This window comes from Sphingosinicella sp. (assembly GCF_041916975.1).
In the GTDB taxonomy this organism is placed as follows: Bacteria; Pseudomonadota; Alphaproteobacteria; order Sphingomonadales; family Sphingomonadaceae; genus Sphingosinicella.
Genome location: NZ_JAYRYK010000001.1, coordinates 3,140,781 through 3,164,538, shown reverse-complemented (window position 1 = coordinate 3,164,538; position 23,758 = coordinate 3,140,781). Strand labels below are relative to the sequence as shown.

Below are 23,758 nucleotides of genomic sequence, written 5' to 3'. Positions count from 1 at the left end.
CCTGGTTCAGGCGGCGCGGGCGGGGCCCTTTGGCCGCCGGGCGCGAACGTAGCACATTTTCGCGCGGGCGTGACATCGCCGCCCCACACGGCTAAGCGCGGTGGCGAATCGACAAACGGACCGGGGAACTTGCCGATGCAGAAGGTGCTTGCCGAACTCGAACGCCGCCGCGAGGCGGCGAAGCTTGGCGGCGGACAGGCCCGCATCGACGCGCAGCACGCCAAGGGCCGCCTGACGGCCCGCGAACGGCTCGACATCCTGCTCGATCCCGGCAGCTTCGAAGAGCTCGACATGTACGTCGAGCATAACTGCGTCGATTTCGGCATGGCCGAGCAGACGATCCCCGGCGACGGCGTCGTCACCGGATCGGGCACGATCAACGGCCGCCTCGTCTATGTGTTCAGCCAGGACTTCACCGTGTTCGGCGGCTCGCTTTCGGAGCGTCACGCGCAGAAGATCTGCAAGGTGATGGACATGGCGATGAAGGTCGGCGCACCCGTCATCGGCCTCAACGATTCGGGCGGCGCCCGCATCCAGGAGGGCGTCGCGAGCCTCGGCGGCTATGCCGAGGTGTTCCAGCGGAATGTGCTCGCCTCGGGCGTCATCCCGCAGATCAGCCTCATCATGGGTCCGTGCGCGGGCGGCGCAGTCTATTCGCCGGCGATGACCGACTTCATCTTCATGGTGAAGGACTCGTCCTACATGTTCGTCACCGGCCCGGACGTCGTGAAGACCGTGACGAACGAGGTGGTGACGCAGGAGGAACTGGGTGGCGCCGTTACCCACACCTCCAAGTCCGGCGTCGCCGACGTCGCGATGGAAGACGATGTGGACGCGCTGCTGCGCACCCGCGCCTTCTTCGACTTCCTGCCGCTCAACAACCGCCAGCCGGCGCCGTTCCGCCCCACAGAGGACGACCCCGAACGCCTGGAGATGAGCCTCGATACGCTGATCCCGGACAGCGCCAACAAGCCCTACGACATGCACGAGCTGATCCGCAAAGTGGCGGACGAAGGCGAGTTCTTCGAGCTTCAGCCGAACCACGCAGGCAACATCATCATCGGCTTCGCACGCGTCGAGGGCACAACAGTCGGCATCGTCGCCAACCAGCCGATGGTGCTGGCGGGCGTGCTCGACATCAACTCGTCGAAGAAGGCCGGGCGCTTCGTGCGCTTCTGCGACGCCTTCAATATCCCGATCGTCACCTTCGTGGACGTGCCCGGCTTCCTTCCCGGCACCGCGCAGGAGCACAACGGCATCATCAAGCACGGCGCCAAGCTGCTGTTCGCCTATGCCGAGGCAACCGTGCCGAAGATCACCGTCATCACCCGCAAGGCCTATGGTGGCGCCTACGACGTCATGGCCTCCAAGCACCTGCGCGGCGACCTGAACTACGCGTGGCCGACCGCCGAGATCGCGGTGATGGGCGCGAAGGGCGCGGTGGAGATCATCTTCCGCAAGGACATTGGCGACCCCGAGAAGATCGCCGAGCGCACGCGCGAGTATGAAGCGCGCTTCGCGAACCCGTTCGTCGCGGCGTCCAAGGGCTTCATCGACGAAGTGATCATGCCGCACTCCACGCGGCGGCGCATCGCCATCGGTCTTCGCAAGCTCCGCACCAAGAGCCTCGAAAACCCGTGGAAGAAGCACGACAACATCCCGCTCTAAAAGGGAAGACCACATGAACCTCCACACGCCCATCTCCCGTGAGGTCCGCACCGACTGGACGCGCGACGAAGTCGCCGCCCTCTTCGACCTGCCGTTCGCAGACCTGATGTTCGCGGCGCAGACCGTGCACCGCACGCACTTCGATCCGAACGCGGTGCAGCTCTCGACGCTGCTCTCCATCAAGACCGGCGGCTGCCCGGAGGATTGCGGCTATTGCAGCCAGTCCGCGAGCGCCGAAACCGGCCTCAAGGCCGAGAAGTTGATGGACGTGGAGGCCGTGCTCAGCGAGGCGCGCGCCGCGAAGGACGCGGGTTCCGGCCGGTTCTGCATGGGCGCGGCGTGGCGCAGCCCCAAGGACCGCGACATGCCCGCGATCGTCGAGATGGTGAAAGGCGTCCGCGCCATGGGCCTCGAAACCTGCATGACGCTCGGGATGCTGACCGCCGACCAGTCGAAGCAACTGGCTGAGGCCGGGCTCGACTATTACAACCACAACATCGACACGAGCCCCGAGAACTACGCCAACGTCATCACCACGCGCACCTTCGAGGATCGCATCGAAACGCTGGAGAACGTGCGCAGCGCGGGCATCAACGTGTGCTCCGGGGGTATCGTCGGCATGGGCGAAACGCGTAGCGACCGCGTCGGCTTCCTGCACGCGCTGGCCACGCTTCCGCATCACCCCGAAAGCGTGCCGATCAACGCGCTCGTGCCCGTGAAGGGCACCGTGCTCGGCGACATGCTCGCGGACACGCCGCTCGCCAAGATCGACGAGATCGAGTTCGTGCGCACCGTCGCCGTCGCGCGCATTCTGATGCCCGAAAGCATGGTGCGCCTTTCCGCGGGCCGGGAGAGCATGTCCGATGCCGCGCAGGCGATGTGCTTCATGGCGGGCGCGAACAGCATCTTCACCGGCGACCGGCTGCTCACCACGCCGAACGCGGGTGACAGCAAGGATGCGGCGCTGTTCGCACGCCTTGGCGTCCATCCGATGGAATTGGCCGCGCCGGCGCTTGCAACCGCCTGAAAATTAGCGCATTCGCAACGCGCCCACCCATAGACAGGCGCGCATGAGCGGCGACGGCATCCTTTCGAAGATAGCCCGGCAACCAGCGGTTGCGCGGTTGTGGAGCGATCACGCGCTGCATCTGTTCGCCGCCGACACGCCCGGCGCCGGGGCGCCCGCCGATCTCGATGTTCGCGTCAACGACATGGGCCATGTCCGCCGTTTCGAACAGACCGTACCCTGGCAGACGCGCGAGGACTTCGTTTCCGCAGCGGAGCAGCGCCTCGCGGAAGGCAAGACTCTGCTGTTCACGGTTGCCGCCGCCGATGGACCATTGCTCGGCTATGGCCTTGCGCATCCGAATTCCGAGGACACCCTCTACACGCATGTCGGCCAGCGCGTCCTGTGGCCGGAACGAACGGCGACGCTCTACGGCGGATATGTACACCCCATGGCGCGCGGGCACGGCCTTCACGCCGCACTACAGCTTGCGCGCATCCGCTATCTGATCGCGGACCTCGGTATGCGCTGGGTGGTGAGCGGTGTCGTGAGCACGAACCTTGCGGCCCTCGCGAGCGCCCGGAAATCCGGCGTGCGCCCGGTCGCGTTGCTCCGCACGCGGCGGCGGCTGGGCATGGCGCGCATGACTGCCGAGCGTATCGACCCGACCTTCGACGCCCGCTTTGTGGACGCCGCGTGAAGCCCGCGATCCTCGTCCCCGATGTCCAGACGCGCGCGCAGCTCGCGGCGCTGCGCTCGCTCGGCCGCGCGGGCTACGAGACGCACGCCGTGGCGGCAGACCCACAGGCGATGGGCCTGCGATCGACCTTCGCGCGGCACACGGCGACGCATCCGCGCTACGGCGACCCGGCCTTCTGCGACTGGCTCGCCGCCTATGTGGAGGCGAACGGCATCCGCATGATCGTGCCCTCGGGCGGCCTGCTTTCCGCCGTGCGCGAGCGTTTCGCGGAATTCAAGCCGCTCCTCCCCGTCGCGGCCGATCCCGCGATCGTCTACGCGGGCGGCGACAAGATCGCGGCCTACGACCGCTGGCGCGCAGCGGGCCTCCTCGATCATCATCCCAAAACGCTGGTGGTACGCGCGGGCGAAACACCCGACCTTTCGGGCTTTCCGCTGCCGATCTACGTGAAGGGCGGCCGGGGCGCGGACGGCGAGGTGGTCGGTATCGGCTTCCATCAGTGCCGGAGCGTGGACGCCGCCAAGGACGCCATCCGCAAGACGCTCGCGGCGGGCTACGAGAGCGTTCTCGTACAGGGTGGCGTCACCGGGCGGCAGGTGGGCGTCAGCCTGCTGATGGGGCCGGAGGGACCGCTTGCGGGCAACGTCGTCGTCGATTGCCACGCAGAGCCGCACAGCAAGGGCACGATGTCGCTGCGCCGCACGCAGTGGCACCAGGACATCTACGACGACGCCGTGCGCCGCCTGTCCGCACTCGGCTGGATCGGCTGCGCGATGGTGGAATACCGGCGCGACGACGAGAGCGGCGATTTCCACGTGATCGAAGTGAATGCCCGCTTCTGGCAGTACCTGCACCTCGATCTGCACGCAGGCGTCGATTTCCCCCGCCTCGCCGCCGAATGGTTCCTCGAAGGCCGCATTCCGCCACCGATCCGGCCGAAGCAGAACGTCGTCTGCCGCGACACGTTTCCCGGCGAATTTGCCTGGCTCGCGAACGCGCTGCGGCGCCCCGGCAGCAAGGCGGCGCGGCTCGGCGCGTTCGCATGGCGCTTCGTCGATCCCCGCATTCATGCCGATTTAAACTTTCCGGGAGATAGGGCGTTGTATTTCCGAGAGTTCGGACGCTTCGCGGCGAACGAGATTCGTGCACTGCGCAGGAAAGCGACTTTATGAGCCTCGGGCTGACGCTCGATCAGATCGTGAAATCGGCCCGCCGCGCGAAGGCGCAAACCGGCCGTTCGATCGCCGGACAGATTCTCGACATGGCCCGGCTGCGTTTTGCTCCCGGCCGGATCAGGCCCGAGGCCTATTTCAAATATCGCCTCTACACGCCGGGCCTGCCCATGGAACGCAAGCGGCGCTTCGTTGACGAATGGGCGCGGCCCCGCTTCTACAGCTTCGACGACCGCCGCTTCTACGCGATCGGTACGGACAAGCTGCTGTTCTACACGATGATGCGCGCGTGGAACCTGCCGGCACCGCGCGTGATCGCCGTGATCCATCCGTGGCGCGTGTTCGCGGGCGCCGAAATGCTGCGCGATGCCGACGCGATCCGGGCGTTTTTCACGCGGAGGGGGAATGCCCCCTTTTTCATCAAGCGCGTGGACGACATTCGAGGGCGCGGCGCGGCACTTGTGCGTTCGGTGGACCCGACCGCGGGCGTCGTGAGCCTCGGCAGCGGAGAGACTGTCCCGCTCGATGCGTTCGTGGCACGGCACAGCGGCACGCGCGACGGCGGCTTCGTCGTTCAGGAACTGGCGCGGCCGCATCCGGACCTGGCGGCAGTGATCGGGGATCGGCTCGCCACGGTGCGCGTGATGACCTACGCGCATGAAGACGCGTTCAAGGTGAAGCGCGCGTTGCTGCGCATCCCGGTCGGCACGTCGATGACCGACAACTTCGCGGGCGGCATCACCGGCAACGCCTACGCGGCGATCGACCCCGAAACCGGCAAGCTCGTCACCGCGACACGCGGCACCGGCCCGGACCAGCATGTACTCGAATGTCATCCGGATACGGGCGTGCCTTTTGCCCGGCTGACCATGCCGGACTGGGAGAAGGCAATCGCCGACATAAGACAGGCGGCTTCCTATCTGCCGGGGCTGAAGTTCGCCGGCTGGGACCTCGCCTTTACCGATGAGGGGCCGATGCTCATTGAAGTGAATGCCGCGCCGGGGGTCATCCTGCCGCAGCTCTACCTCGAACCGCTGATGGATGCCGATACGGACGCGCTCCCCGCACGCGGAAAGGCCGCCTGAGATGGGTATGCGCAACATCGCCGCCACGCTGCGCTATGCGCGCGCGGGCGCCGCCGACGGCGGGCTTCCCCTGGCCGCACAGCTCGCGGAGATGGTGCAGCTTCGGTTCGGACCATTCCGTTTGCGGCCGCAGGAATATTACGAGCAGCGGCTCTACCGCCCGGGCATGAACCCTGCGTCGAAGCGCGCCTTCGTCGGGTCCTGGGCGAAAGGAACGATTTATAACGTCGGCAATCATCGCTGGGATGCGGTCGCCGACGACAAGCTGCTTACCTACCAGTTTCTGGACGGGCTTGGCCTTCTCTACCCGAAGGTCGTCGCGATCGGACACCCGCACCGTACCTATCCCGGCGTGCCTACGCTCGGCTCTCCCGAAGCGCTTGGCACTTGGCTGCGCGAGGGCTGCCCCTACCCGCTTTTTGCGAAGCCTTCCGATCTTGCCCTCGGCATGGGTTGTGCGCTGCTGGAGGGGTACGACCGCGCATCGGACTCGCTGCGGATGTCGGACGGGAGCACGATCCGCGTTACCGACTATGTGGGCAAGATGTGGACCCGCTCGGCCGGTCCGCTCATCTTCCAGGAACTGATCGTCCCTCACGCCGACCTCGTGCGCGTCATCGGTCCGCGTGCGGCGACGCTTCGGATCATGGTGCTGCTGCTCCCGGAAGGGCCGCGCGTGCATCGCATCGCCTTCCGCATCCCGGTGGGCCTCAACATGACCGACAATTATCGCAGCGGCAAAAGCGGCAACATGCTCGGCCATGTCGATGCCGCAACGGGCGAGGTGCTCCGCGTGCATTCGGGTGTCGGCGCTGCCCACCGAACGATCGAAAACCATCCCGACACGGGCGCCGCCTTCGCCGGCTGGCGGCTGCCGTTCTGGGCGGAGACGCTGGACGCCGTGCGCTTCGCCGCTGCGGGGCTTGCGGGGGTTCCCGTACAGGGCTGGGACGTTGCCATCACACCCGAAGGCCCGTCGTTCGTCGAGGTCAACCACCGCGGCGACTTCGACCTTCTGCAACAGGCGGAAGGGCGCGGCGTGGCGGACGAAACCTTCCTTAGCCTCCTCAAGGCTTGACGGCGCCGCACTTCACCGCTTGAAGGTCCGCGTCATAGCTTTCGGGGGGCGGCGCCTTTCATGTTCAAGAAAATCCTGATCGCGAACCGCGGTGAGATCGCCTGCCGGGTCATCAAGACGGCGCGGCGCATGGGCATCAAGACGGTCGCGGTCTATTCGGATGCGGACGCGGGCGCGCTGCATGTGGAAATGGCGGATGAGGCCGTGCGGCTCGGTCCGCCGCCTGCAGCCGAATCCTACCTGCTTGGCGACGCCATCATCGCCGCGTGCAAGGCGACCGGCGCCGAGGCTGTGCATCCGGGCTACGGTTTCCTCTCGGAGCGCGAGTGGTTCGCGAAGAAGCTCGCCGAAGAGAACATCGCCTTCATCGGCCCGCCGCCGAACGCCATCGCCGCGATGGGCGACAAGATCGAATCGAAGAAGCTCGCCAAGGCCGCGGGCGTCAACGTCGTCCCCGGCTTCGTCGGCGAGATCGAGGACACCGAGCACGCCGTCCGCATCGCAAACGAGATCGGCTATCCGGTGATGATGAAGGCCTCCGCTGGCGGCGGCGGCAAGGGCATGCGCCTCGCCTACTCCGAAAAGGACGTGCGCGAGGGCTTTGAGGCGACGAAGCGCGAAGGGCTGTCGAGCTTCGGCGACGACCGCGTGTTCATCGAGAAGTTCATCGTCGAACCGCGCCACATCGAGATTCAGGTGCTCGGCGACCAGCACGGCAATGTGCTCTACCTCGGCGAGCGCGAATGCTCGATCCAGCGCCGCCACCAGAAGGTGATCGAAGAGGCGCCATCGCCCTTCGTGACGCCCGAGATGCGCAAGGCCATGGGCGAGCAGGCCGTCGCGCTGTCGAAGGCCGTGGGGTACTACAGCGCGGGCACGGTCGAGCTGATCGTCAGCGGCGCGGACACCACGGGTCAGGGCTTCTACTTCCTGGAGATGAACACCCGCCTGCAGGTGGAGCATCCGGTGACGGAGTTGATCACCGGGCTCGACCTCGTGGAGCAGATGATCCGCGTCGCGGCGGGCGAGAAACTCGCCTTCACGCAGGACGATGTGAAGCTCTCCGGTTGGGCGCTCGAAAGCCGCGTTTACGCGGAAGACCCCTACCGTAACTTCCTGCCCTCCATCGGCCGCCTGACGCGCTATGCGCCGCCGGAGGAGACGAGCGGCGAAACGACGGTGCGCGTGGATACCGGCGTCGTCGAGGGCAGCGAGATCTCGATGTTCTACGATCCGATGATCGCCAAGCTGATCACCCACGCGCCGACGCGCGAGGAAGCCGCGGATCTTCAGGTCGCAGCGCTCGATCGCTACCGGATCGACGGCATCGGCCATAACATCGACTTCCTCTCCGCGGTGATGCAGCACCAGCGCTTCCGCGACGGGCGGCTCACCACAGGCTTCATCGCCGAGGAGTATCCGGACGGATTCGAGGGTGCGCCGTTCACCGACGGCAAGCGCGACGACCTCATCATCGCCGCCGCTGTCATCAACGCCATCACCGTGCAGCGGGCGCAGTTCATCGAAGGCCAGCTTAACGGCCACGGCGCGCAGTTCGGCCCGGACTGGGTGATCGAGATTGACCGCAAGCCGTTTAGCGTGCGCGCCGAGGAGACGAGCAGCGGCTGGAGCGTGACGCACTCATTCGAAGGCGGCGCGCATACGCACAACGTGGCGACGGAGTGGGAGCCGGGCGATCCGGTGTTCCTTGCCGACGTGGACGGCCGCGACGTTGCCGTGAAGCTCGCGCTGAGGCCCGTGGGCTACCGCATGACGGTGAAGGGCTCCGCCCACAACGTCCGCGCGCTGACGCCGCGTGCGAGTGCGCTCGCCGGGCACATGATCGAGAAGATTCCGCCGGACCTTTCGAAGTTCCTGCTCTGCCCGATGCCGGGTCTCGTCGTTTCCATCTCGGCGACGGAGGGCGACAAGGTGGAACCGGGCCAAGCGCTTGCGGTTGTCGAAGCGATGAAGATGGAAAACATCCTCCGCGCCGAAAAGGCGGCGGTGGTGAAGTCCGTGAACGCCAAGGCGGGCGACAGCCTCGCCGTGGACGCCATCATCATGGAATTCGAATAGGGCTCCTCAGCCCCGGCATTGCAGCGAGGACGGCGCGCGGAAATAGCATTCGCGTGTGTTCCCGCCCCGGTTCATGCGCAGCGTCATCTCGGCAGCGGCATCATTCACCTGTGACTGTAGCCCCTTGGCGCTCGTGACGGCCCGGCCGTTCACCGCTTCGAGGATGTCGCCGGGCTGGACAAGCCCGAAGCGCAGCGCGGGCGCACGCGGATCGGCGCCGATCACCACCACGCCCGCGTCGGGCAGCCCGCCGCCGATCTCGGCAGAGAGCGCCGGCGACAGGTTCGCGACCGTGATGCCCGCAAGGATCGAGCGGCCGGCGAGCAGCGTCGTGTCGCGTGCGGGCACCTCGGGCGGCTCGACGAGCTTCAGCGCCACGTTTTCCGCCTTTCCGCCGCGAAGAAGCGTCAGTTTCACGGTTTCGCCCACGGGCTTGCTGGCGACGAGGTAGCGCAGCGTATCGGGATCGGAGGCGTCCTTGCCGTCGACGGCGTAGATGATGTCCCCGACGCGCACACCGGCACGCTCGGCGGGTGAGCCCTTCGTCACCTCGTTGATAACGACGCCCATCGGCCGGTCGAGACCGGAGGCACGCGCAATCTCCCCCGTTACCGGCTGGCCCACCATGCCGAGCCACGGGCGGGAAATCTTGCCGGTTTTCGCACCCGCGATAAACTGGCGGACCATGTTTGCCGGAATGGCGAAGCCGATGCCGTTCGAGCCGCCCGAGCGCGAGTAGATCGCGGTGTTGATGCCGACGAGGCGGCCATCCATGCCGATGAGCGCACCGCCCGAGTTGCCGGGGTTGATGGCGGCGTCCGTCTGCACGAAGAACTGGTAGTCGCTAATGCCGACCCCAGTGCGCGCCAGCGCGGAGACAATGCCGTGCGTCACAGTCTGGCCGACGCCGAACGGGTTGCCGATGGCAATGACGACGTCGCCGACCTCGGCGCTGTCGCTGTCGCCGAGCGGCACGACGGGAAGCGCCGCCCCGCCGGTTTCCACCTTCAGAAGCGCAAGATCGAGCTGCTTGTCGGTGAACATCAGCTTGGCCGGAAATTCACGGCGATCGGCAAGCGCGACGACGATCTCGTCCGCGCCTTCCACGACATGGTTGTTGGTGACGATGAGCCCCGTGCCATCGACGATGACGCCCGAGCCCAGCGACTGCTCGACGCGCGGCTGCGGCGTCATGCGACCGCCGCCGAAGAACAGGTCCCAGAACGGATCGCGCCGTGTGCGATTGAGGCGCGCCGTGTAGACGTTGACGACGGCCGGCACGCTCGCCTTCACGAGCGGTGCGTAGGACAGCATCAGCTCGGTATTGCTGGTCGGCACGCGGCGCGGCACCTCCGGCGGCGCGGCGGCCGCGGCAAGCGCCGCCACCTGCTGCGCCGAGGCCTGCGGCTCGATCTGGTCGATGGCCATGGCGAAACTGGTTCCGGCAATGACGCCCGCCGCCAGCAGCCAAAGTGATCGGTTCGCTTTCATCGTTCGTCCCGTGATGTTTCCGGCAATCACATAGGTACGCGAGGCGCGGGCGTTAACCCCCTGCCACCGCATTCGATCAGCCTTGTTTTCCCACCATCTCGCGGGTGAATTCGGTGAGCCACGCCCCCCGGCGCGGTCGCCGGAGCCGTTCGGCATGAACAACGGTGTGAATCTGCTCAAAGCAGTCGTGCATGTCCTCGTTGACGAGCACGTAGTCGTATTCGGGCCAGTGGCTTATTTCAGCGGCAGCGCGCGCCATGCGACCCTCGATCACCTCTTCGCTGTCGGTGCGGCGCGCGCGCAGGCGGCGCTCCAGCTCGGCCATCGTCGGCGGCAGCAGGAAGATGGAGACGACGTCGTCGCCCATCGACTGCGCAAGCTGCTGTGTGCCCTGCCAGTCCACATCGAACAGCACATCGCGGCCCATGCGGAGCGCGGTCTCGACGGCGGCGCGCGGCGTACCGTAGCGGTTGCCAAACACGTGCGCCCATTCGAGGAACTCGCCCGCCTCGACCATGCGCTCGAACTGCGCCTCGGTGCGGAAGTGATAGTCGATGCCGTCCACCTCGCCGGGGCGCTTGGCGCGTGTCGTCGCCGACACCGAGACCGCCATCTGCGGCTCCGCCGCCAGCAGCCGCCGCGCCATGGTGGTTTTTCCCGCGCCCGAGGGGGAGGACAGCACGAAAAGGATACCGCGCCGCTCGATTTTTCCGGCCTTGTCTGTCCGTGCGTCCATGCGCGCCGGACATAAAGCAAGGTGAGCCACGGTCAAGATTGCGCAAAGAAGAACGTAATTAGCGAATCGTTATCATCCACTGCGTTAACCTAAAGCGGATGCATGGTTTTTTCGGCATAACCGCCGTGTTCGCACGGCGCGGGCTGCTCCTGTTTGCGGGATTGCTTTTCTGTGCGCTGGCCATTTCATCGGCGGCGAACGCGCGGATTGCGCTCGATATCGGCACCGGCGCGTGCATTTTCCCCGATCACAAGGACCTGGGCCTTGCCGGCGCGATGGCGAGGGCCGCGCGCGACGATTGCCCGGGCGGGCTATCCACGGGCGAGATGCGCGACAGCTGGCTGGTGAAATCCGGCCTCGAACTCACGCAGCATCCCGCGGAGCCCCTCTCCGTCCACGTCAAACAAACGCTTTTCGAAGAGGTTACGCTCTACGTCCGCTATGCGGACGGCTTCGTGTGGACCGTGCGCCATGATGCCGCCTCCGCCAATCGTCACACCGAGCTTGGCGGCATGTTCCGGCTGCGCATTCCGTGGCGGGCGGGCACGATCGAAACCATCGCGCTGCACGCCGAGAAGGTCGTGGACCCGCGCGGCGCCTTCGTTCGCCCCGCGGTCGAGAACGCCCAGGCGGAGTCCATTGAAACCGAACGGCAATCGCTGATCTATGGCCTGTTCGGCGGCGTGATCTTCGCCACCCTGTTCTTCAATCTCGTGCTGCTCGTGTGGCTGCGCTACGCGTTCCTCTTTTTCTACTGCGGCATGACCGCAGCGACCCTGCTTTATGGCCTCGCCGCATCCGGCATCCTGATGCGGATGCTTCCCGCGGGATTGCCGCCGATGCTGGGAAACGTCGCCGCAGAAGCCGTTCTCCCTGTCATGCTATGGTTCGCGGTCGTCTTCACGGTCACGCTGCTGGAGCGCGGTACCGTACACATGCGGCTGGCGATCACGGGAATCGCGCTCGCGACATTGCAATGCGGCGCGGGCGTCATCGCGCTCATCACGCTGTTCCAGGCGCCGGAGCTGCTGCATGTCCCGCTCGCCGTGGTCAACATCCTCGGCGCGCTCACCATGGCATTGATCTTCCCGATGGCGATCATCGCATGGCGTCGGGGCAGCCGCATCATCCTCATCTATACGGTGGCATGGGCCGTACCGCTCGCCGGCGCTTTCGCCCGCATCCTCGTCGCGCTCGGCTTCGTCGAGACGAGCGCGTTCATCGAGGACAGCTATTTCTACGCGATGTGCCTGGAATGCGTGCTGAGCATGATCGGTATCGCCTACCGCATCTCCAACATTCGCGCCGAGCGCGACGAAGCCCGCGCCCGTGAGATCGAGCTGACCTACCTTGCCGAAACCGACGCGCTGACCGGGCTTCTCAACCGCCGCGCCTTCATCGAATACGGCATCCGCCGGAGCGGCAAAGGCAAGCTGAAATCACGGCTGCTGCTGATCGACATCGATCACTTCAAGACCGTCAACGACGGTTTCGGGCACGAATTCGGCGATCGCGTGCTGCGCGAGGCCGGGCGTCTGATCGAGAGCATCTCCCCGGTGGGCGCGGTCGTCGGGCGCCTCGGCGGCGAGGAATTCGCACTCATCGTACCCTATAGCGAACGCGACGATAGCGCGGGCACGATCCTCCGCGCCTTCCGCGCGACACCGATGACGGATGGCATCCGTATCACCGTCAGCATCGGCTCCGCATCGGGCATCATCGCGGACGACCGCAGCTGGCGGCAGGTCTACCGGCGAGCCGACACAGCGCTTTACGAGGCCAAGAGGACCGGGCGCGACCGGCACGTCGCCGCCGCCGAGCCCGACCCTTCGGTCGCGACGGCGGCCTGAGATGCGCAGCCGCCCCGCCAAGCCGATCCGCGATACCGTAGGCGGCGATCCTGCCGCCAATCTTCGCGAGCCCCGGAACTGGCTGGCCGGCGTCGCACTGCCCCGCCTCGGCTCGCGCAGCGAGATCGCCAACACGCATCGGCAGCTGCTCGATCTCCGCCCCACGATTCCGCTGTTCGCGGCAATCGGCGCGCTGATCTGGGCGGGTGTCACGCTGTGGCACGTGCCGCTCACCGCATCGATCCAGGGCGCGTGGCTTGCGGCGGGCGGCGTGCTGACGACATTGTTCGCGGTGTTCGGGCTGCGCGAAGCCCAGCCGAAGGCGGGCGAGGTCGCCGATACGGCGCGAGGCCTCGTTACGCTGAGCGCAGCGGCGGGGCTCCTTTGGAGCACGCTTCCGGTCATCAGCGACATCCCGTTCGCGCTCGTTCTTTCCATTTCGATGCTCGTGCTCGGCATCGTCGCCCTCTCCCCGATGCCGCTTGCGGCGATGGCCTACATGGTCGCGTTCGCGGTCACGCTCGTCACCCGGCTCGATGGCTTCGCATCGTCCGCCGCCGCGGTCGTCGTGCTGTCGGGGGCGCTCACGCTCTATCTCGCGGGGCGGCGCACACTCATCGAGCGCGTCGAGGGATCGATGCGCGATCTCGGCGAACAGCGCGTGCGCAGGCTCTGCGCGACATTCGAGACCTGCGGCAGCGGCTGGTTCTGGGAAACCGACGTCGATGGCCGGATCACCTATATCTCGCCCTCGTTCGGCGCGGCACACGGCACCACGAACGACCTGCTGATCGGACGCCCGCTTGGGGATATCATCTCGCTTGAGGTGGAAGACCCGGACGAGGCGGCAACCTCGCTACGAACGCTGGAGTTCCACCTGCAAGGCAAGCTGCCGTTTCATGATGTGGTGATCCCCGTGTTGTTCCCGCTCGGCATCCAGTGGTGGTCGATCGCAGGCACGCCGATCTACAGCCAGCACGGCCATTTCGAAGGCTTCACCGGGATCGGCGGCGATCTTACCGACGTGCGCCGGTCCGAAGACCGCGCCATGCGCCTTGCGCGCTTCGATCCGCTCACGGGCCTTGCGAACCGCGTCACCATCCGCGAAACTCTGGAAACCGCGCTGCTCAGCCACGGCGGTGTCGTGCCACAGCGCTGCGCGCTGCTGCTGCTCGATCTCGACCGCTTCAAATCGGTGAACGATACGCTCGGCCACCCGGTGGGCGACAAGCTGCTCGAACAGGTTGCCGACCGGCTCGGCACGCTCGTCGGCGCGGACGGTCGCGTCGGGCGCCTCGGCGGCGACGAGTTCGCGATCGTCGTGCGCGACGCAGAAACGATGGGCGCGCTTTCCGCCTTCGCCCAGCGTATCATCGACTACCTCTCCGCGCCCTATACGGTGGAGGGGCACCGCATCATCATCGGGGCGAGCGTGGGCATCGCCATCGGCCCCGACAACGGCCACAGCGTCGACGCGCTGATGCGGAACGCCGATCTCGCGCTCTACGCGGCGAAATCGGACGGGCGCGGCAAGCACCGCTTTTACGAGGGCGGGATGCACCGCAATGCCGAAACGCGGCGGCAGATCGAAACCGACCTGCGTAGCGCACTCGTCAGCAACGGATTGTCGCTCAATTTCCAGCCCATCGTCGAGACAGCGAGCGAAACGCTCGTCGGGTTCGAAGCGCTGGTGCGCTGGCACCATCCGCGCCACGGCGAGATCTCACCCGCGAGCTTCATTCCGATCGCCGAGGAAACCGGCCTTATCGACGGCATCGGCGAGTGGGTGCTGCGCAACGCCTGCATGGTGGCAGCGAAATGGCCCGAGCACATCGGCATCGCCGTCAACCTTTCGCCGCTGCAGGTGACGAACCCGGAACTCCCAACGCTCGTGATCAACGCGCTCGCGCAGGCGGGCCTCGCGCCCGAACGGCTGGAGCTGGAGATCACCGAAAGCGTCTTCCTTGAGGAAAATCCCGCCACGCGCGCCACGCTGCAGCGCCTCGGCGCGATCGGCGTGCGGTTGACGCTCGACGATTTCGGCACCGGCTATTCGGGCTTCGCCTATCTCACCAAGGCGCCCTTCAAGAAGATCAAGATCGACCGCTCGTTCGTCTCCGGCGCGGCGGAGCGCGGCGGGCAGAAGGCCGCGATCGTGAGGGCGATCGTGGCGCTTGCCGACAGTCTCGGCATGATCACCACGGCCGAAGGCGTCGAGACGCACGACGATCTCGATATCATCCGCCGCATCGGCTGCACGCAGGTACAGGGCTTCATCTTCGGCAAGGCCGTGCCCTGGGCCGAGGCGGGCATCCTGGCGCGATCGGAAGCGCCAATCGCGCCGAACGGCGTGAAATCGAACCGGCCGCGCCGTATCGCGATGCTGCGACGCGCGACGATCCTGCACAACGGTCGCAGACGAAGCGCCCGGCTGCGCAACACCTCGGATACGGGCGCGATGTTCGAGGCGCGCTGGCTGCCGAGGCCGGATGACCGGGTAACCACCTTCGTCGAAGGGCAGCAGCCCCGCTCGGGGATCGTGCGATGGGTGGAGGAAGACCGGTTCGGCATCCACTACGACGAACAGGTCATCGCAGCCGACATCGAAAACGAGGAACGCGCCGCCTAACGCCCCGGTGCGAGCATCGTTTCCGGGCGGACGAGGGCGCGGAAGCGTGTCTCGTCGATGAGATCGAGCGCTTTTGCCGCTTCCAGCAAGGTCAGCCCATGCTTGTGCGCGTGCTTGGCGATCGCTGCGGCATTGTCGTAGCCGATTTCCGGCGCAAGCGCGGTCACCAGCATCAGCGAGCGTTCCACGAGATCGGCGATGCGCGCGCGGTTCGGTTCGATCCCGACGACGCAGCGATCGGCGAAACTCACGGATGCGTCGGCGATGAGGCGGATCGACTGCAGCACGTTGTAGGCGATTACCGGCTTGAAGACGTTGAGCTCCATGTGCCCCTGCGCGCCACCCACGGTGACGGAGACATGATTGCCCATCACCTGCGCGGCGACCATCGTCAGCGCCTCGGCCTGCGTCGGGTTCACCTTGCCCGGCATGATCGAACTGCCGGGCTCGTTTTCCGGCAGGGAAAGCTCGCCGAGCCCCGAACGCGGCCCGGAGCCGAGCAGACGGATATCGTTCGCGATCTTGTTGAGGCTGACCGCGAGTACGTTCAGAACGCCCGACAGCTCCACCATCGTATCGTGCGTGGCCAGCGCTTCGAACTTGTTGGGCGCGGTTTCGAACGGTAGGCCGGAAAGCCGCGCGAGTTCGCTCGCGATGCCCTCGGCGAAGCCTTCGGGCGCGTTGAGGCCCGTGCCGACCGCCGTGCCGCCCTGCGCCAGCCGGTACAGCCGCGGCAGCGCCGCCTCGGCGCGCGCGATGCCATCCGTGAGCTGTTGCGCGTAGCCCGAGAATTCCTGCCCCAGCGTCACCGGCGTCGCATCCTGAAGGTGCGTGCGGCCGATCTTCACGATGTCCGCGAACGCCTCTGCCTTTGCCGCCAGCGCCACGTGCAGGTGGCGGAGCGCCGGGATCAGCCGTTCGTTCACCTCGCGCGCCGCCGCGACGTGCATCGCGGTCGGGAACGTGTCGTTGGAGCTTTGCGAGGCGTTGACGTGGTCGTTCGGGTGCACCGGCACCTTGCCGCCGCGCGTGCCGGTGAGGATCTCGTTGGCGCGGCCGGCGATCACCTCGTTGGCGTTCATGTTGCTCTGCGTGCCCGAACCGGTCTGCCAGACGACGAGCGGGAACTGGTCATCACGCTTTCCCGCCGCAACCTCGGCGGCGGCCTCGATGATTGCGGGCGCAAGATTGTTGTCGAGCACGCCGAGTTCGGCGTTCACATAGGCCGCGGCTTGCTTGATGAGGCCGAGTGCACGTACCAGCGGCACGGGCATCCGCTCGCCGCCGATGGGAAAGTTGCCGATGGAGCGCTGCGTCTGCGCGCCCCAGTAAGCCGAGGCGGGCACGTCGATCGGCCCGAAACTGTCGGTCTCGACGCGTGCGCTCATTTTTTCCGGAAGGCGTCGAGCGTCACCACGTTCGAGCCGTCGCCACTTTCGGGCGGCGTGGGCTCGGGTTCCGGCTCCGGCGCGGGCGGCGTGACACCTTCAGGCGTCGGAAACTGCAGCGCAAACTCCACCGAAGGATCGTGGAACCCCGTGATCGCCGTGTAGGGGATCGAAAGCTTGGTCGGCACCTGGTTGAACGAGAGGCCGATCTCGAAGTGCTCACGATCGACTTTCAGCTCCCAATAACGGTGCTGGATGACGATCGTCATCTCGTCCGGATAGCGCTGGCGCAGGTGCACCGGTATCTCGACGCCGGACGCACCGGTCTTGAAGGCAATGTAGAAATGGTGGTTGCCGGGGAGGCCCCCATCGGTCTCCACCCGCTTCAGAACGCCGTACACGACCCCGCGCAGAGCATCCTGCACGATCTCGTCATACGGGATCAGGCTTTCCGGTGTTTCGGCGTTCATGCGGCCCTCTTTTTCACAAGGGCACTTGGTGGCGCGGCGCCGCGGCGCGGTCAAGCCTGTCTTCCGATGAAGCGTGAAAGTGGGGAGCTTCTGTTGCCCGGCGCTCCCCGTGCCGCTGGTGTCCGCTTCTGTTGCCCGGTGCGGCCCGAACCGCGCTAAGCTCTGTAACCTATTCCCCGAAGGGCTTCAGTTACGCGGCAAGAGCGAATGCCTCGTTGTCGTTGGCATTTGTAGGTTTTGAACGGTTTTACGGCGCATTCAGGCCGGGCGAAGATAACCGTCTTTCAGCACACGTCGATCCTAGTTCGGCCCCATGTCCGGACAGGCCGCTCTAGCCTGCCCGGCGAAACTGGTGGAGCCGCCGGGTACCGCCCCCGGGTCCGCTGTACCTATTTCACGGCATCATTTATCGCCATAGCCGCCCGAAGACGGCAACACCCATATAGGGGCTAGGCGCGTGCTTTTGAAGAGCGTCGTGCGACAACAGTGCGATAACGCTGCAACAGTGCACCGTTGATCGTGTCCCAATCGAAGCGCTTGCTGATCTCGCGGCCCGCTTTTCCGGCCGCCATGCGGCTTTCCGGATCGGCGATATAGGCAGCGAGCGCATCCGCCGATTCCTGTATGTCGTCGGGTGTCGTGAGTTGCCCGTTGAGGCCCGGTGTCACGAGGCTGAGGCTGCCGGTCGCACGCGCCGCGACCACGGGCAGGCCGCTCGCCATCGCTTCCAGCGTCACATTGCCGAACGTCTCCGTGGACGACGGATTGAACATCACGTCGGCCGACGCATAGGCACGCGCCAGCGCTTCACCCGACTGGAAGCCGAGGAAGATGCCCTGCGGCGCCTGCGCCTCGATCCACGGCCGCGCCGGACCGTCGCCCACGAACAATGCCTTGTAGGGCACGTTGCGTGCGTCCAGCTCCGCAAGCGTCGCCGCGAACGTATCGAGGCCTTTCTCGAGCACCAGACGGCCTACGAACAGGATCACCATGTCCTCGTCGGCGATACCGAGGCTCCGCCGCCATTCCATGTCGCGCCGGTCCGGGCGATAGAGATCGCCATCGATGCCGCGGCTCCAGATATGGACGTTACGGCTCATGCGTTGATCGGTGAGCACCGCCGCCATGCTTTCCGAGGGCGCATATATCTCCACGCAGCGCCGGTAGAGGCGGCGGAGCACGGCCTCGATCACCGTCTGCATCCAGTGCATCCGGTAGTAGCGGAAATAGGTTTCGAAGCGCGTGTGGACGGACGCGACCGCCGGCTTTCCCCGCGACCGCGCCCAGGAGACGGCGCGGTGGCCGACGATATCAGGCGATGCGATGTGGACGATGTGCGGATCGAAGGCTTTGAGATCCGCCTTCACGCCGCCGATGCTGAGCCCCAGGCGGTATTCGCCGCGCCCCGGGATCGGTACGGACGGGATCGAAACGAGGTCACCCGTCGGCGCGAACGCCGGATTCTCGATGGTCGGCGAATACACACGAACCGCGACGCCCTGCCGCAGCAGATAGCCGACAAGCCGGTTCAGCGCCTGATTGGCGCCGTCCTTCACATAATTGTAGTTGCCCGAGAACAGGGCGACCCTGAGATCGCTGCTAGGCAATATGTCGCTCCGCATCGTGAAAGCGCCGGACGTTAATCGATCTGCGGAGCAAATTCCAACAGCAGTCCATGGACTTCGACTGGCTCCGGCGGCGTTGGCCCCGCCTTTCGGGCCTCGCCGCCTCCGATGCAACCCCGAAAGTCACGTTGATATCCGGCCGATGCAGGAACCCCTACCGGTGAGGGATGTGCGCAACAGCGCGACGTTCAGCCCTACCGCGGGCTCTCGTCCTTGTCCGCGGGCTCTTCGCCGAAATCCATCCGGCTGAGTGTCCGACGGCCCGGCGCCGGCGGCGCCAACAGCGCAGCAAGAAGCAACGCACCAACCACGCCCGCGACCCACCAGAGCATCGGCCCACCTCCTGTCCCCTGTCCCGCGATGGGACAAGCACGGATCGTGCCATCCGGGTCCGAAGGCCGAAATCCAACCTTTCGGCTTCGCGAGGCGCAGCGATTCCTGACACCGGTGTAAAGAGCGCCGACGCCTGAAGCGAATGCGCCCGAAACGAAAGAGGCCCCGCCGGTTTCCCGACGAGGCCCTTTTCATCATGACAAGAAGCGTCAGGCGTCGACGGTTTCACCGACCGCAGTCTGCCCCGCATCCAGCACCCGCTTCTGACGGGCACGGAGCTGCGCGTCGCGGCTCGATGCCGCAATGCGCGCGCGGGCGAGCGCGGCGCCGGTGCCGGCCGGGATCAGGCGGCCGACGATGACGTTCTCCTTGAGACCCATCAGCGTGTCCGACTTGCCCTGCACCGACGCTTCGGTGAGCACGCGCGTCGTTTCCTGGAACGAGGCCGCCGAGATGAACGACCGCGTCTGCAGCGACGCCTTGGTGATGCCGAGCAGGATGGGCTTGCCCACCGCCGGATCGCGGCCTTCCTTCGTGGCCTTGATGTTCTCCTCGTTCAGTTCCTCGATATCGATCTGCTCGCCGACGAGCAGCGTGGTGCCGCCCGAATCGGTGATCTCGACCTTCTGCAGCATCTGGCGAACGATCACCTCGATGTGCTTGTCGTTGATCTTCACGCCCTGGAGCCGGTAGACTTCCTGAATCTCCCAGACCAGATACTCGGCGAGAGCCTCCACGCCCAGCACGTCCAGAATGTCGTGCGGATCGGGGTTGCCATCGAGCAGGTAGTCGCCGCGGCGCACGAAGTCGCCTTCCTGCACCGAGATGTGCTTGCCCTTCGGGATCATGTACTCGACCGCATCCGAACCATCTTCCGGGTGGATGATGATGCGACGCTTGGTCTTGTAGTCCTTGCCGAACTCGATGCGACCGTCGCAGCGCGCGATGACCGCATTGTCCTTCGGCTTGCGCGCCTCGAACAGCTCAGCGACGCGCGGCAGACCGCCGGTGATGTCGCGGGTCTTCGCGGCCTCGCGCGGAATACGCGCGATCACGTCGCCCGCTTCCACCTTCTGGCCCTCGTTCACCGAGAGAATGGCGTCCACCGACAGCATGTAGCGGCCAGCTTCGCCCGAGGTCTCGTCAAGCAACGTGATGCGCGGACGCAGATCGCCGGACTTCGGCTGGCTGCGCCAGTCGATCACCATCTTGTTGGTGATGCCGGTGGCCTCGTCGACGTTTTCGGTCAGCGAGACGCCCTCGATCAGATCCTGATACTTCACCGTACCCGATTTGTCGGTGATCACCGGCAGCGTGTAAGGATCCCACTCGGCCAGACGATCGCCCTTCGACACGATATGCCCCGGCGCGTTCGCAAGGATCGAGCCGTACGGGATGCGGTGCACCGAACGCTCGCGGCCGTCCATGTCGACGATCGCGAGTTCGCCGTTGCGGCTCATCGCGATGTGACGGCTGCGGCTGTCGGTGATCGTGTCGAGGTTGCGGTGCTCGATCGTACCGTCGAAGCTCGCTTCCAGCGTCGACTGCTCGGAGACCTGCGCCGCGCCACCGATGTGGAAGGTACGCATCGTGAGCTGCGTGCCCGGCTCGCCGATCGACTGCGCCGCGATAACGCCAACGGCCTCGCCGATGTTGACCGGCGTACCGCGTGCAAGGTCGCGTCCGTAGCAGGCGCCGCAGACACCCTGACGGGTTTCGCAGACCAGCGGCGAACGAATGAGCACAGACTGCGGGGCCGCCGCCTCGACGATCGCCGTCTCGGCTTCGGTGAGCAGCGTACCAGCCGGCATCACCACCTCGTTCGTCTTGTGATCGACGACGTCCGCGGCCAGCGTGCGGCCGAGGATGCGCTCGCCGAGCGAGACGATGGTGGTGCCGCCTTCGACGATGGCCTTGATGGTCAGCGCGTTGTCGGTGCCGCAATCGTCCTCGATCACCACGCAATCCTGCGACACGTCGACGAGACGGCGGGTGAGGTAACCCGAGTTCGCCGTCTTGAGTGCGGTGTCGGCGAGACCCTTGCGGGCGCCGTGCGTGGAGTTGAAGTATTCAAGGACGGTGAGGCCTTCCTTGAAGTTCGAGATGATCGGCGTTTCGATGATCTCGCCCGAGGGCTTGGCCATGAGGCCGCGCATACCCGCGAGCTGCTTCATCTGCGCCTGCGAACCGCGGGCGCCCGAGTGCGCCATCATGTAGATCGAGTTGATCTGCAATTCGCGGCCGTTCGCGTCGACCGGACGCGCGGAAATGCGCGCCATCATCGCGTCGGCAACGCGGTCACCGCAACGCGCCCACGCGTCGACGACCTTGTTGTACTTCTCGCCCTGCGTGATCAGGCCGTCCTGATATTGCTGCTCGAAGTCCTTCACGAGCGCGCGCGTCTCGTCGACCATCCCTTCCTTCTCGTCCGGGATCACCATGTCGTCCTTGCCGAACGAAATGCCGGCCATGCAGGCATGACGGAAGCCGAGGCCCATGATCGCGTCAGCGAACAGCACGGTCTCCTTCTGGCCGCACTCGCGGTAGACGGTGTCGATGACGTCCGCGATCTCCTTCTTGGTGAGGAGACGGTTGACGATCTCGAACGGCGCCTTGTGGTTCTTCGGCAGGCACTCGCCGAGCAGCATACGGCCCGGCGTTGTCTCGCAGCGCTTCATGTAGGTCTTGCCGGCCTCGTCCGTCTGCGGGACGCGGCTGGTGATCTTCGAATGCAGCGTCACGGCCTTGGCGTTGAGCGCCTGGTGCACTTCGGTCATGTCCGAAAGCAGCATCCCCTCGCCCGGCTCGCCCTTGCGCTCCATCGAGAGGTAGTAGAGGCCAAGGATCATGTCCTGCGACGGCACGATGATCGGCTTGCCGTTCGCGGGGCTGAGGATGTTGTTCGTGGACATCATCAGCACGCGCGCTTCGAGCTGCGCTTCGAGGCTCAGCGGAACGTGCACTGCCATCTGGTCGCCGTCGAAGTCGGCGTTGAACGCCGAGCAGACGAGCGGGTGCAGCTGGATCGCCTTGCCTTCGATCAGCACGGGCTCGAACGCCTGGATGCCGAGGCGGTGAAGCGTCGGCGCGCGGTTGAGGAGGACCGGGTGCTCGCGAATGACTTCGTCGAGGATGTCCCAGACTTCCTTGCGCTCCTTCTCCACCCACTTCTTCGCCTGCTTCAGGGTCATAGAGAGACCCTTGGCGTCGAGGCGCGAGTAGATGAACGGCTTGAACAGCTCGAGCGCCATCTTCTTCGGCAGGCCGCACTGGTGGAGCTTCAGCTCCGGACCCGTGACGATGACCGAACGGCCCGAGTAGTCGACGCGCTTGCCGAGCAGGTTCTGACGGAAGCGGCCCTGCTTGCCCTTCAGCATGTCGCTGAGCGACTTCAGCGGGCGCTTGTTGGCGCCGGTGATGACGCGGCCGCGGCGGCCGTTGTCGAACAGCGCATCGACGGCTTCCTGAAGCATACGCTTTTCGTTGCGGACGATGATGTCCGGCGCGCGCAGCTCGATGAGCCGCTTCAGGCGGTTGTTGCGGTTGATGACGCGGCGGTAGAGGTCGTTGAGGTCGGACGTCGCGAAGCGGCCGCCGTCGAGCGGCACGAGCGGACGCAGTTCCGGCGGAATCACCGGCACGACGTTCAGGATCATCCACTCCGGACGGTTGCCCGATTCAAGGAAGCTCTCGATGACCTTGAGGCGCTTGATGATCTTCTTCGGCTTCAGCTCGGACTTGGTGACCGCGAGCTCTTCGAGAAGCAGCTTCTTCTCGCCTTCGAGATCGAGGCTTTCGAGCAGCTTCTGGATCGCCTCGGCGCCGATGCCGGCGGTGAAGGCATCCTCGCCGTGCTCATCCTGCGCGGCGAAAAGCTCTTCCTCGGTGAGAAGCTGATAGCGCTCCAGCGAGGTGAGGCCCGGCTCGATGACGATGAACTGTTCGAAGTACAGCACACGCTCCAGCTGCTTGAGCTGGATGTCGAGCAACATGCCGATGCGGCTCGGCAGCGACTTCAGGAACCAGATGTGCGCGACCGGCGCGGCGAGCTCGATGTGGCCCATGCGCTCGCGGCGGACCTTCGAGACAGTGACCTCGACGCCGCACTTCTCGCAGACGATGCCCTTGTACTTCATGCGCTTGTACTTGCCGCACAGGCACTCGTAGTCCTTGATCGGACCGAAGATGCGGGCGCAGAACAGGCCGTCGCGCTCGGGCTTGAACGTCCGGTAGTTGATCGTCTCCGGCTTCTTGATCTCGCCGAACGACCACGAGCGAATCCGCTCCGGGCTCGCCAGACCGATACGGATCTGGTCGAAGGTCTCCGGCTTCGCCGCCGGGTTGTAGAAGTTCATCAGTTCCTGGTTCATACCGCCTCCAGATCAGCCCCCGCGCCTTCGCTGCGAGGGAGGGGCCCAAGCCTTGCTTGGGAGGAAGAGGGGCACGGG

Annotated in this window: 16 protein-coding genes and 1 other RNA gene; 9 read left to right on the top strand and 8 right to left on the bottom strand. The window is 65.8% G+C overall.

The window, feature by feature from the left end:
* The first annotated feature begins 135 nt into the window (after window positions 1–135).
* Genes ACE3TJ_RS15045 through ACE3TJ_RS15015 form a run of 7 tightly spaced genes read left to right on the top strand, consistent with a single transcriptional unit; the run spans window position 136 to window position 8,788 of the window.
* A complete protein-coding gene (locus tag ACE3TJ_RS15045) occupies window positions 136–1,668 on the top strand; it encodes an acyl-CoA carboxylase subunit beta (protein WP_374597534.1) in 1,533 nt (510 codons plus the stop codon).
* Window positions 1,669–1,681: 13 nt separating this feature from the next.
* Window positions 1,682–2,695 (top strand): biotin synthase BioB, encoded by a 1,014-nt coding sequence (gene bioB / locus ACE3TJ_RS15040; RefSeq protein WP_374597532.1) that lies wholly within the window; start codon window positions 1,682–1,684, stop codon window positions 2,693–2,695.
* Between the two features lie 43 nt (window positions 2,696–2,738).
* The gene (locus ACE3TJ_RS15035) at window positions 2,739–3,374 is read left to right on the top strand and encodes an N-acetyltransferase family protein (RefSeq protein WP_374597530.1); all 636 of its coding nucleotides are present in this window, start codon (window positions 2,739–2,741) and stop codon (window positions 3,372–3,374) included.
* Window positions 3,371–4,546, top strand: coding sequence for a hypothetical protein (locus tag ACE3TJ_RS15030; RefSeq protein WP_374597528.1), 1,176 nt, complete (start codon window positions 3,371–3,373; stop codon window positions 4,544–4,546). The genes ACE3TJ_RS15035 and ACE3TJ_RS15030 overlap by 4 nt, the downstream gene beginning before the upstream one ends.
* Entirely contained in the window at window positions 4,543–5,631 is a 1,089-nt protein-coding gene (locus ACE3TJ_RS15025) for a sugar-transfer associated ATP-grasp domain-containing protein (protein ID WP_374597526.1), read from the top strand. The genes ACE3TJ_RS15030 and ACE3TJ_RS15025 overlap by 4 nt, the downstream gene beginning before the upstream one ends.
* Window position 5,632: 1 nt before the next feature.
* A complete protein-coding gene (locus ACE3TJ_RS15020) occupies window positions 5,633–6,709 on the top strand; it encodes a sugar-transfer associated ATP-grasp domain-containing protein (RefSeq protein WP_374597524.1) in 1,077 nt (358 codons plus the stop codon).
* A gap of 60 nt (window positions 6,710–6,769) precedes the next feature.
* Window positions 6,770–8,788: an acetyl-CoA carboxylase biotin carboxylase subunit gene (locus tag ACE3TJ_RS15015; RefSeq protein ID WP_374597522.1), complete on the top strand. Its 2,019-nt coding sequence runs from the start codon at window positions 6,770–6,772 to the stop codon at window positions 8,786–8,788.
* 6 nt (window positions 8,789–8,794) lie between these two features.
* Here the strand turns inward: ACE3TJ_RS15015 and ACE3TJ_RS15010 are convergent, their stop codons facing one another.
* The gene (locus tag ACE3TJ_RS15010) at window positions 8,795–10,351 is read right to left on the bottom strand and encodes a Do family serine endopeptidase (RefSeq protein WP_374597520.1); all 1,557 of its coding nucleotides are present in this window, start codon (window positions 10,349–10,351) and stop codon (window positions 8,795–8,797) included.
* A gap of 4 nt (window positions 10,352–10,355) precedes the next feature.
* Entirely contained in the window at window positions 10,356–11,015 is a 660-nt protein-coding gene (gene gmk / locus ACE3TJ_RS15005; RefSeq protein WP_374597518.1) for a guanylate kinase, read from the bottom strand.
* Between the two features lie 125 nt (window positions 11,016–11,140).
* Between gmk and ACE3TJ_RS15000 the strand changes: the two genes are divergently transcribed.
* Together ACE3TJ_RS15000 and ACE3TJ_RS14995 are read left to right on the top strand one after the other, a co-directional pair.
* Window positions 11,141–12,865, top strand: a complete 1,725-nt coding sequence (locus tag ACE3TJ_RS15000; protein WP_374597516.1) for a diguanylate cyclase — start codon at window positions 11,141–11,143, stop codon at window positions 12,863–12,865.
* Window position 12,866: 1 nt separating this feature from the next.
* Window positions 12,867–15,494 carry a putative bifunctional diguanylate cyclase/phosphodiesterase gene (locus ACE3TJ_RS14995; protein WP_374597514.1) on the top strand — a complete coding sequence of 876 codons (2,628 nt, stop codon included), beginning with the start codon at window positions 12,867–12,869 and terminating at the stop codon, window positions 15,492–15,494.
* On the opposite strand, the gene fumC is transcribed toward ACE3TJ_RS14995, so the two are convergent.
* The 6 genes from fumC to rpoC form a co-directional block, all read right to left on the bottom strand.
* Window positions 15,491–16,882, bottom strand: a complete 1,392-nt coding sequence (gene fumC, locus ACE3TJ_RS14990; RefSeq protein WP_374597512.1) for a class II fumarate hydratase — start codon at window positions 16,880–16,882, stop codon at window positions 15,491–15,493. The two genes, ACE3TJ_RS14995 and fumC, sit on opposite strands and share 4 nt — an antisense overlap.
* Window positions 16,879–17,352 (bottom strand): SspB family protein, encoded by a 474-nt coding sequence (locus ACE3TJ_RS14985; RefSeq protein ID WP_374597510.1) that lies wholly within the window; start codon window positions 17,350–17,352, stop codon window positions 16,879–16,881. Before ACE3TJ_RS14985 ends, fumC begins: the two co-directional genes overlap by 4 nt.
* Before the next feature lie 117 nt (window positions 17,353–17,469).
* Window positions 17,470–17,824: a transfer-messenger RNA gene (gene ssrA, locus ACE3TJ_RS14980) on the bottom strand.
* Window positions 17,802–18,959, bottom strand: a complete 1,158-nt coding sequence (locus ACE3TJ_RS14975; RefSeq protein ID WP_374597509.1) for a glycosyltransferase family 4 protein — start codon at window positions 18,957–18,959, stop codon at window positions 17,802–17,804. The genes ssrA and ACE3TJ_RS14975 overlap by 23 nt, the downstream gene beginning before the upstream one ends.
* 212 nt (window positions 18,960–19,171) lie before the next feature.
* Entirely contained in the window at window positions 19,172–19,309 is a 138-nt protein-coding gene (locus ACE3TJ_RS14970; RefSeq protein WP_374597507.1) for a hypothetical protein, read from the bottom strand.
* Window positions 19,310–19,519: 210 nt separating this feature from the next.
* Window positions 19,520–23,680: a DNA-directed RNA polymerase subunit beta' gene (gene rpoC / locus ACE3TJ_RS14965; RefSeq protein WP_374597505.1), complete on the bottom strand. Its 4,161-nt coding sequence runs from the start codon at window positions 23,678–23,680 to the stop codon at window positions 19,520–19,522.
* Window positions 23,681–23,758: the final 78 nt, after the last annotated feature.

Bases quoted from the DNA above. Each gene is read 5' to 3' on its own strand.
- ACE3TJ_RS14970 (WP_374597507.1), bottom strand. From the start codon at position 19,309: ATGCTCTGGTGGGTCGCGGGCGTGGTTGGTGCGTTGCTTCTTGCTGCG.
- gmk (WP_374597518.1), bottom strand. From the start codon at position 11,015: ATGGACGCACGGACAGACAAGGCCGGAAAAATCGAGCGGCGCGGTATC.
- ACE3TJ_RS14985 (WP_374597510.1), bottom strand. From the start codon at position 17,352: ATGAACGCCGAAACACCGGAAAGCCTGATCCCGTATGACGAGATCGTG.
- fumC (WP_374597512.1), bottom strand. From the start codon at position 16,882: ATGAGCGCACGCGTCGAGACCGACAGTTTCGGGCCGATCGACGTGCCC.
- ACE3TJ_RS15015 (WP_374597522.1), top strand. From the start codon at position 6,770: ATGTTCAAGAAAATCCTGATCGCGAACCGCGGTGAGATCGCCTGCCGG.
- ACE3TJ_RS15035 (WP_374597530.1), top strand. From the start codon at position 2,739: ATGAGCGGCGACGGCATCCTTTCGAAGATAGCCCGGCAACCAGCGGTT.
- rpoC (WP_374597505.1), bottom strand. From the start codon at position 23,680: ATGAACCAGGAACTGATGAACTTCTACAACCCGGCGGCGAAGCCGGAG.
- ACE3TJ_RS15025 (WP_374597526.1), top strand. From the start codon at position 4,543: ATGAGCCTCGGGCTGACGCTCGATCAGATCGTGAAATCGGCCCGCCGC.
- ACE3TJ_RS15045 (WP_374597534.1), top strand. From the start codon at position 136: ATGCAGAAGGTGCTTGCCGAACTCGAACGCCGCCGCGAGGCGGCGAAG.
- ACE3TJ_RS15020 (WP_374597524.1), top strand. From the start codon at position 5,633: ATGGGTATGCGCAACATCGCCGCCACGCTGCGCTATGCGCGCGCGGGC.
- ACE3TJ_RS15010 (WP_374597520.1), bottom strand. From the start codon at position 10,351: ATGCGGTGGCAGGGGGTTAACGCCCGCGCCTCGCGTACCTATGTGATT.
- ACE3TJ_RS14995 (WP_374597514.1), top strand. From the start codon at position 12,867: ATGCGCAGCCGCCCCGCCAAGCCGATCCGCGATACCGTAGGCGGCGAT.
- bioB (WP_374597532.1), top strand. From the start codon at position 1,682: ATGAACCTCCACACGCCCATCTCCCGTGAGGTCCGCACCGACTGGACG.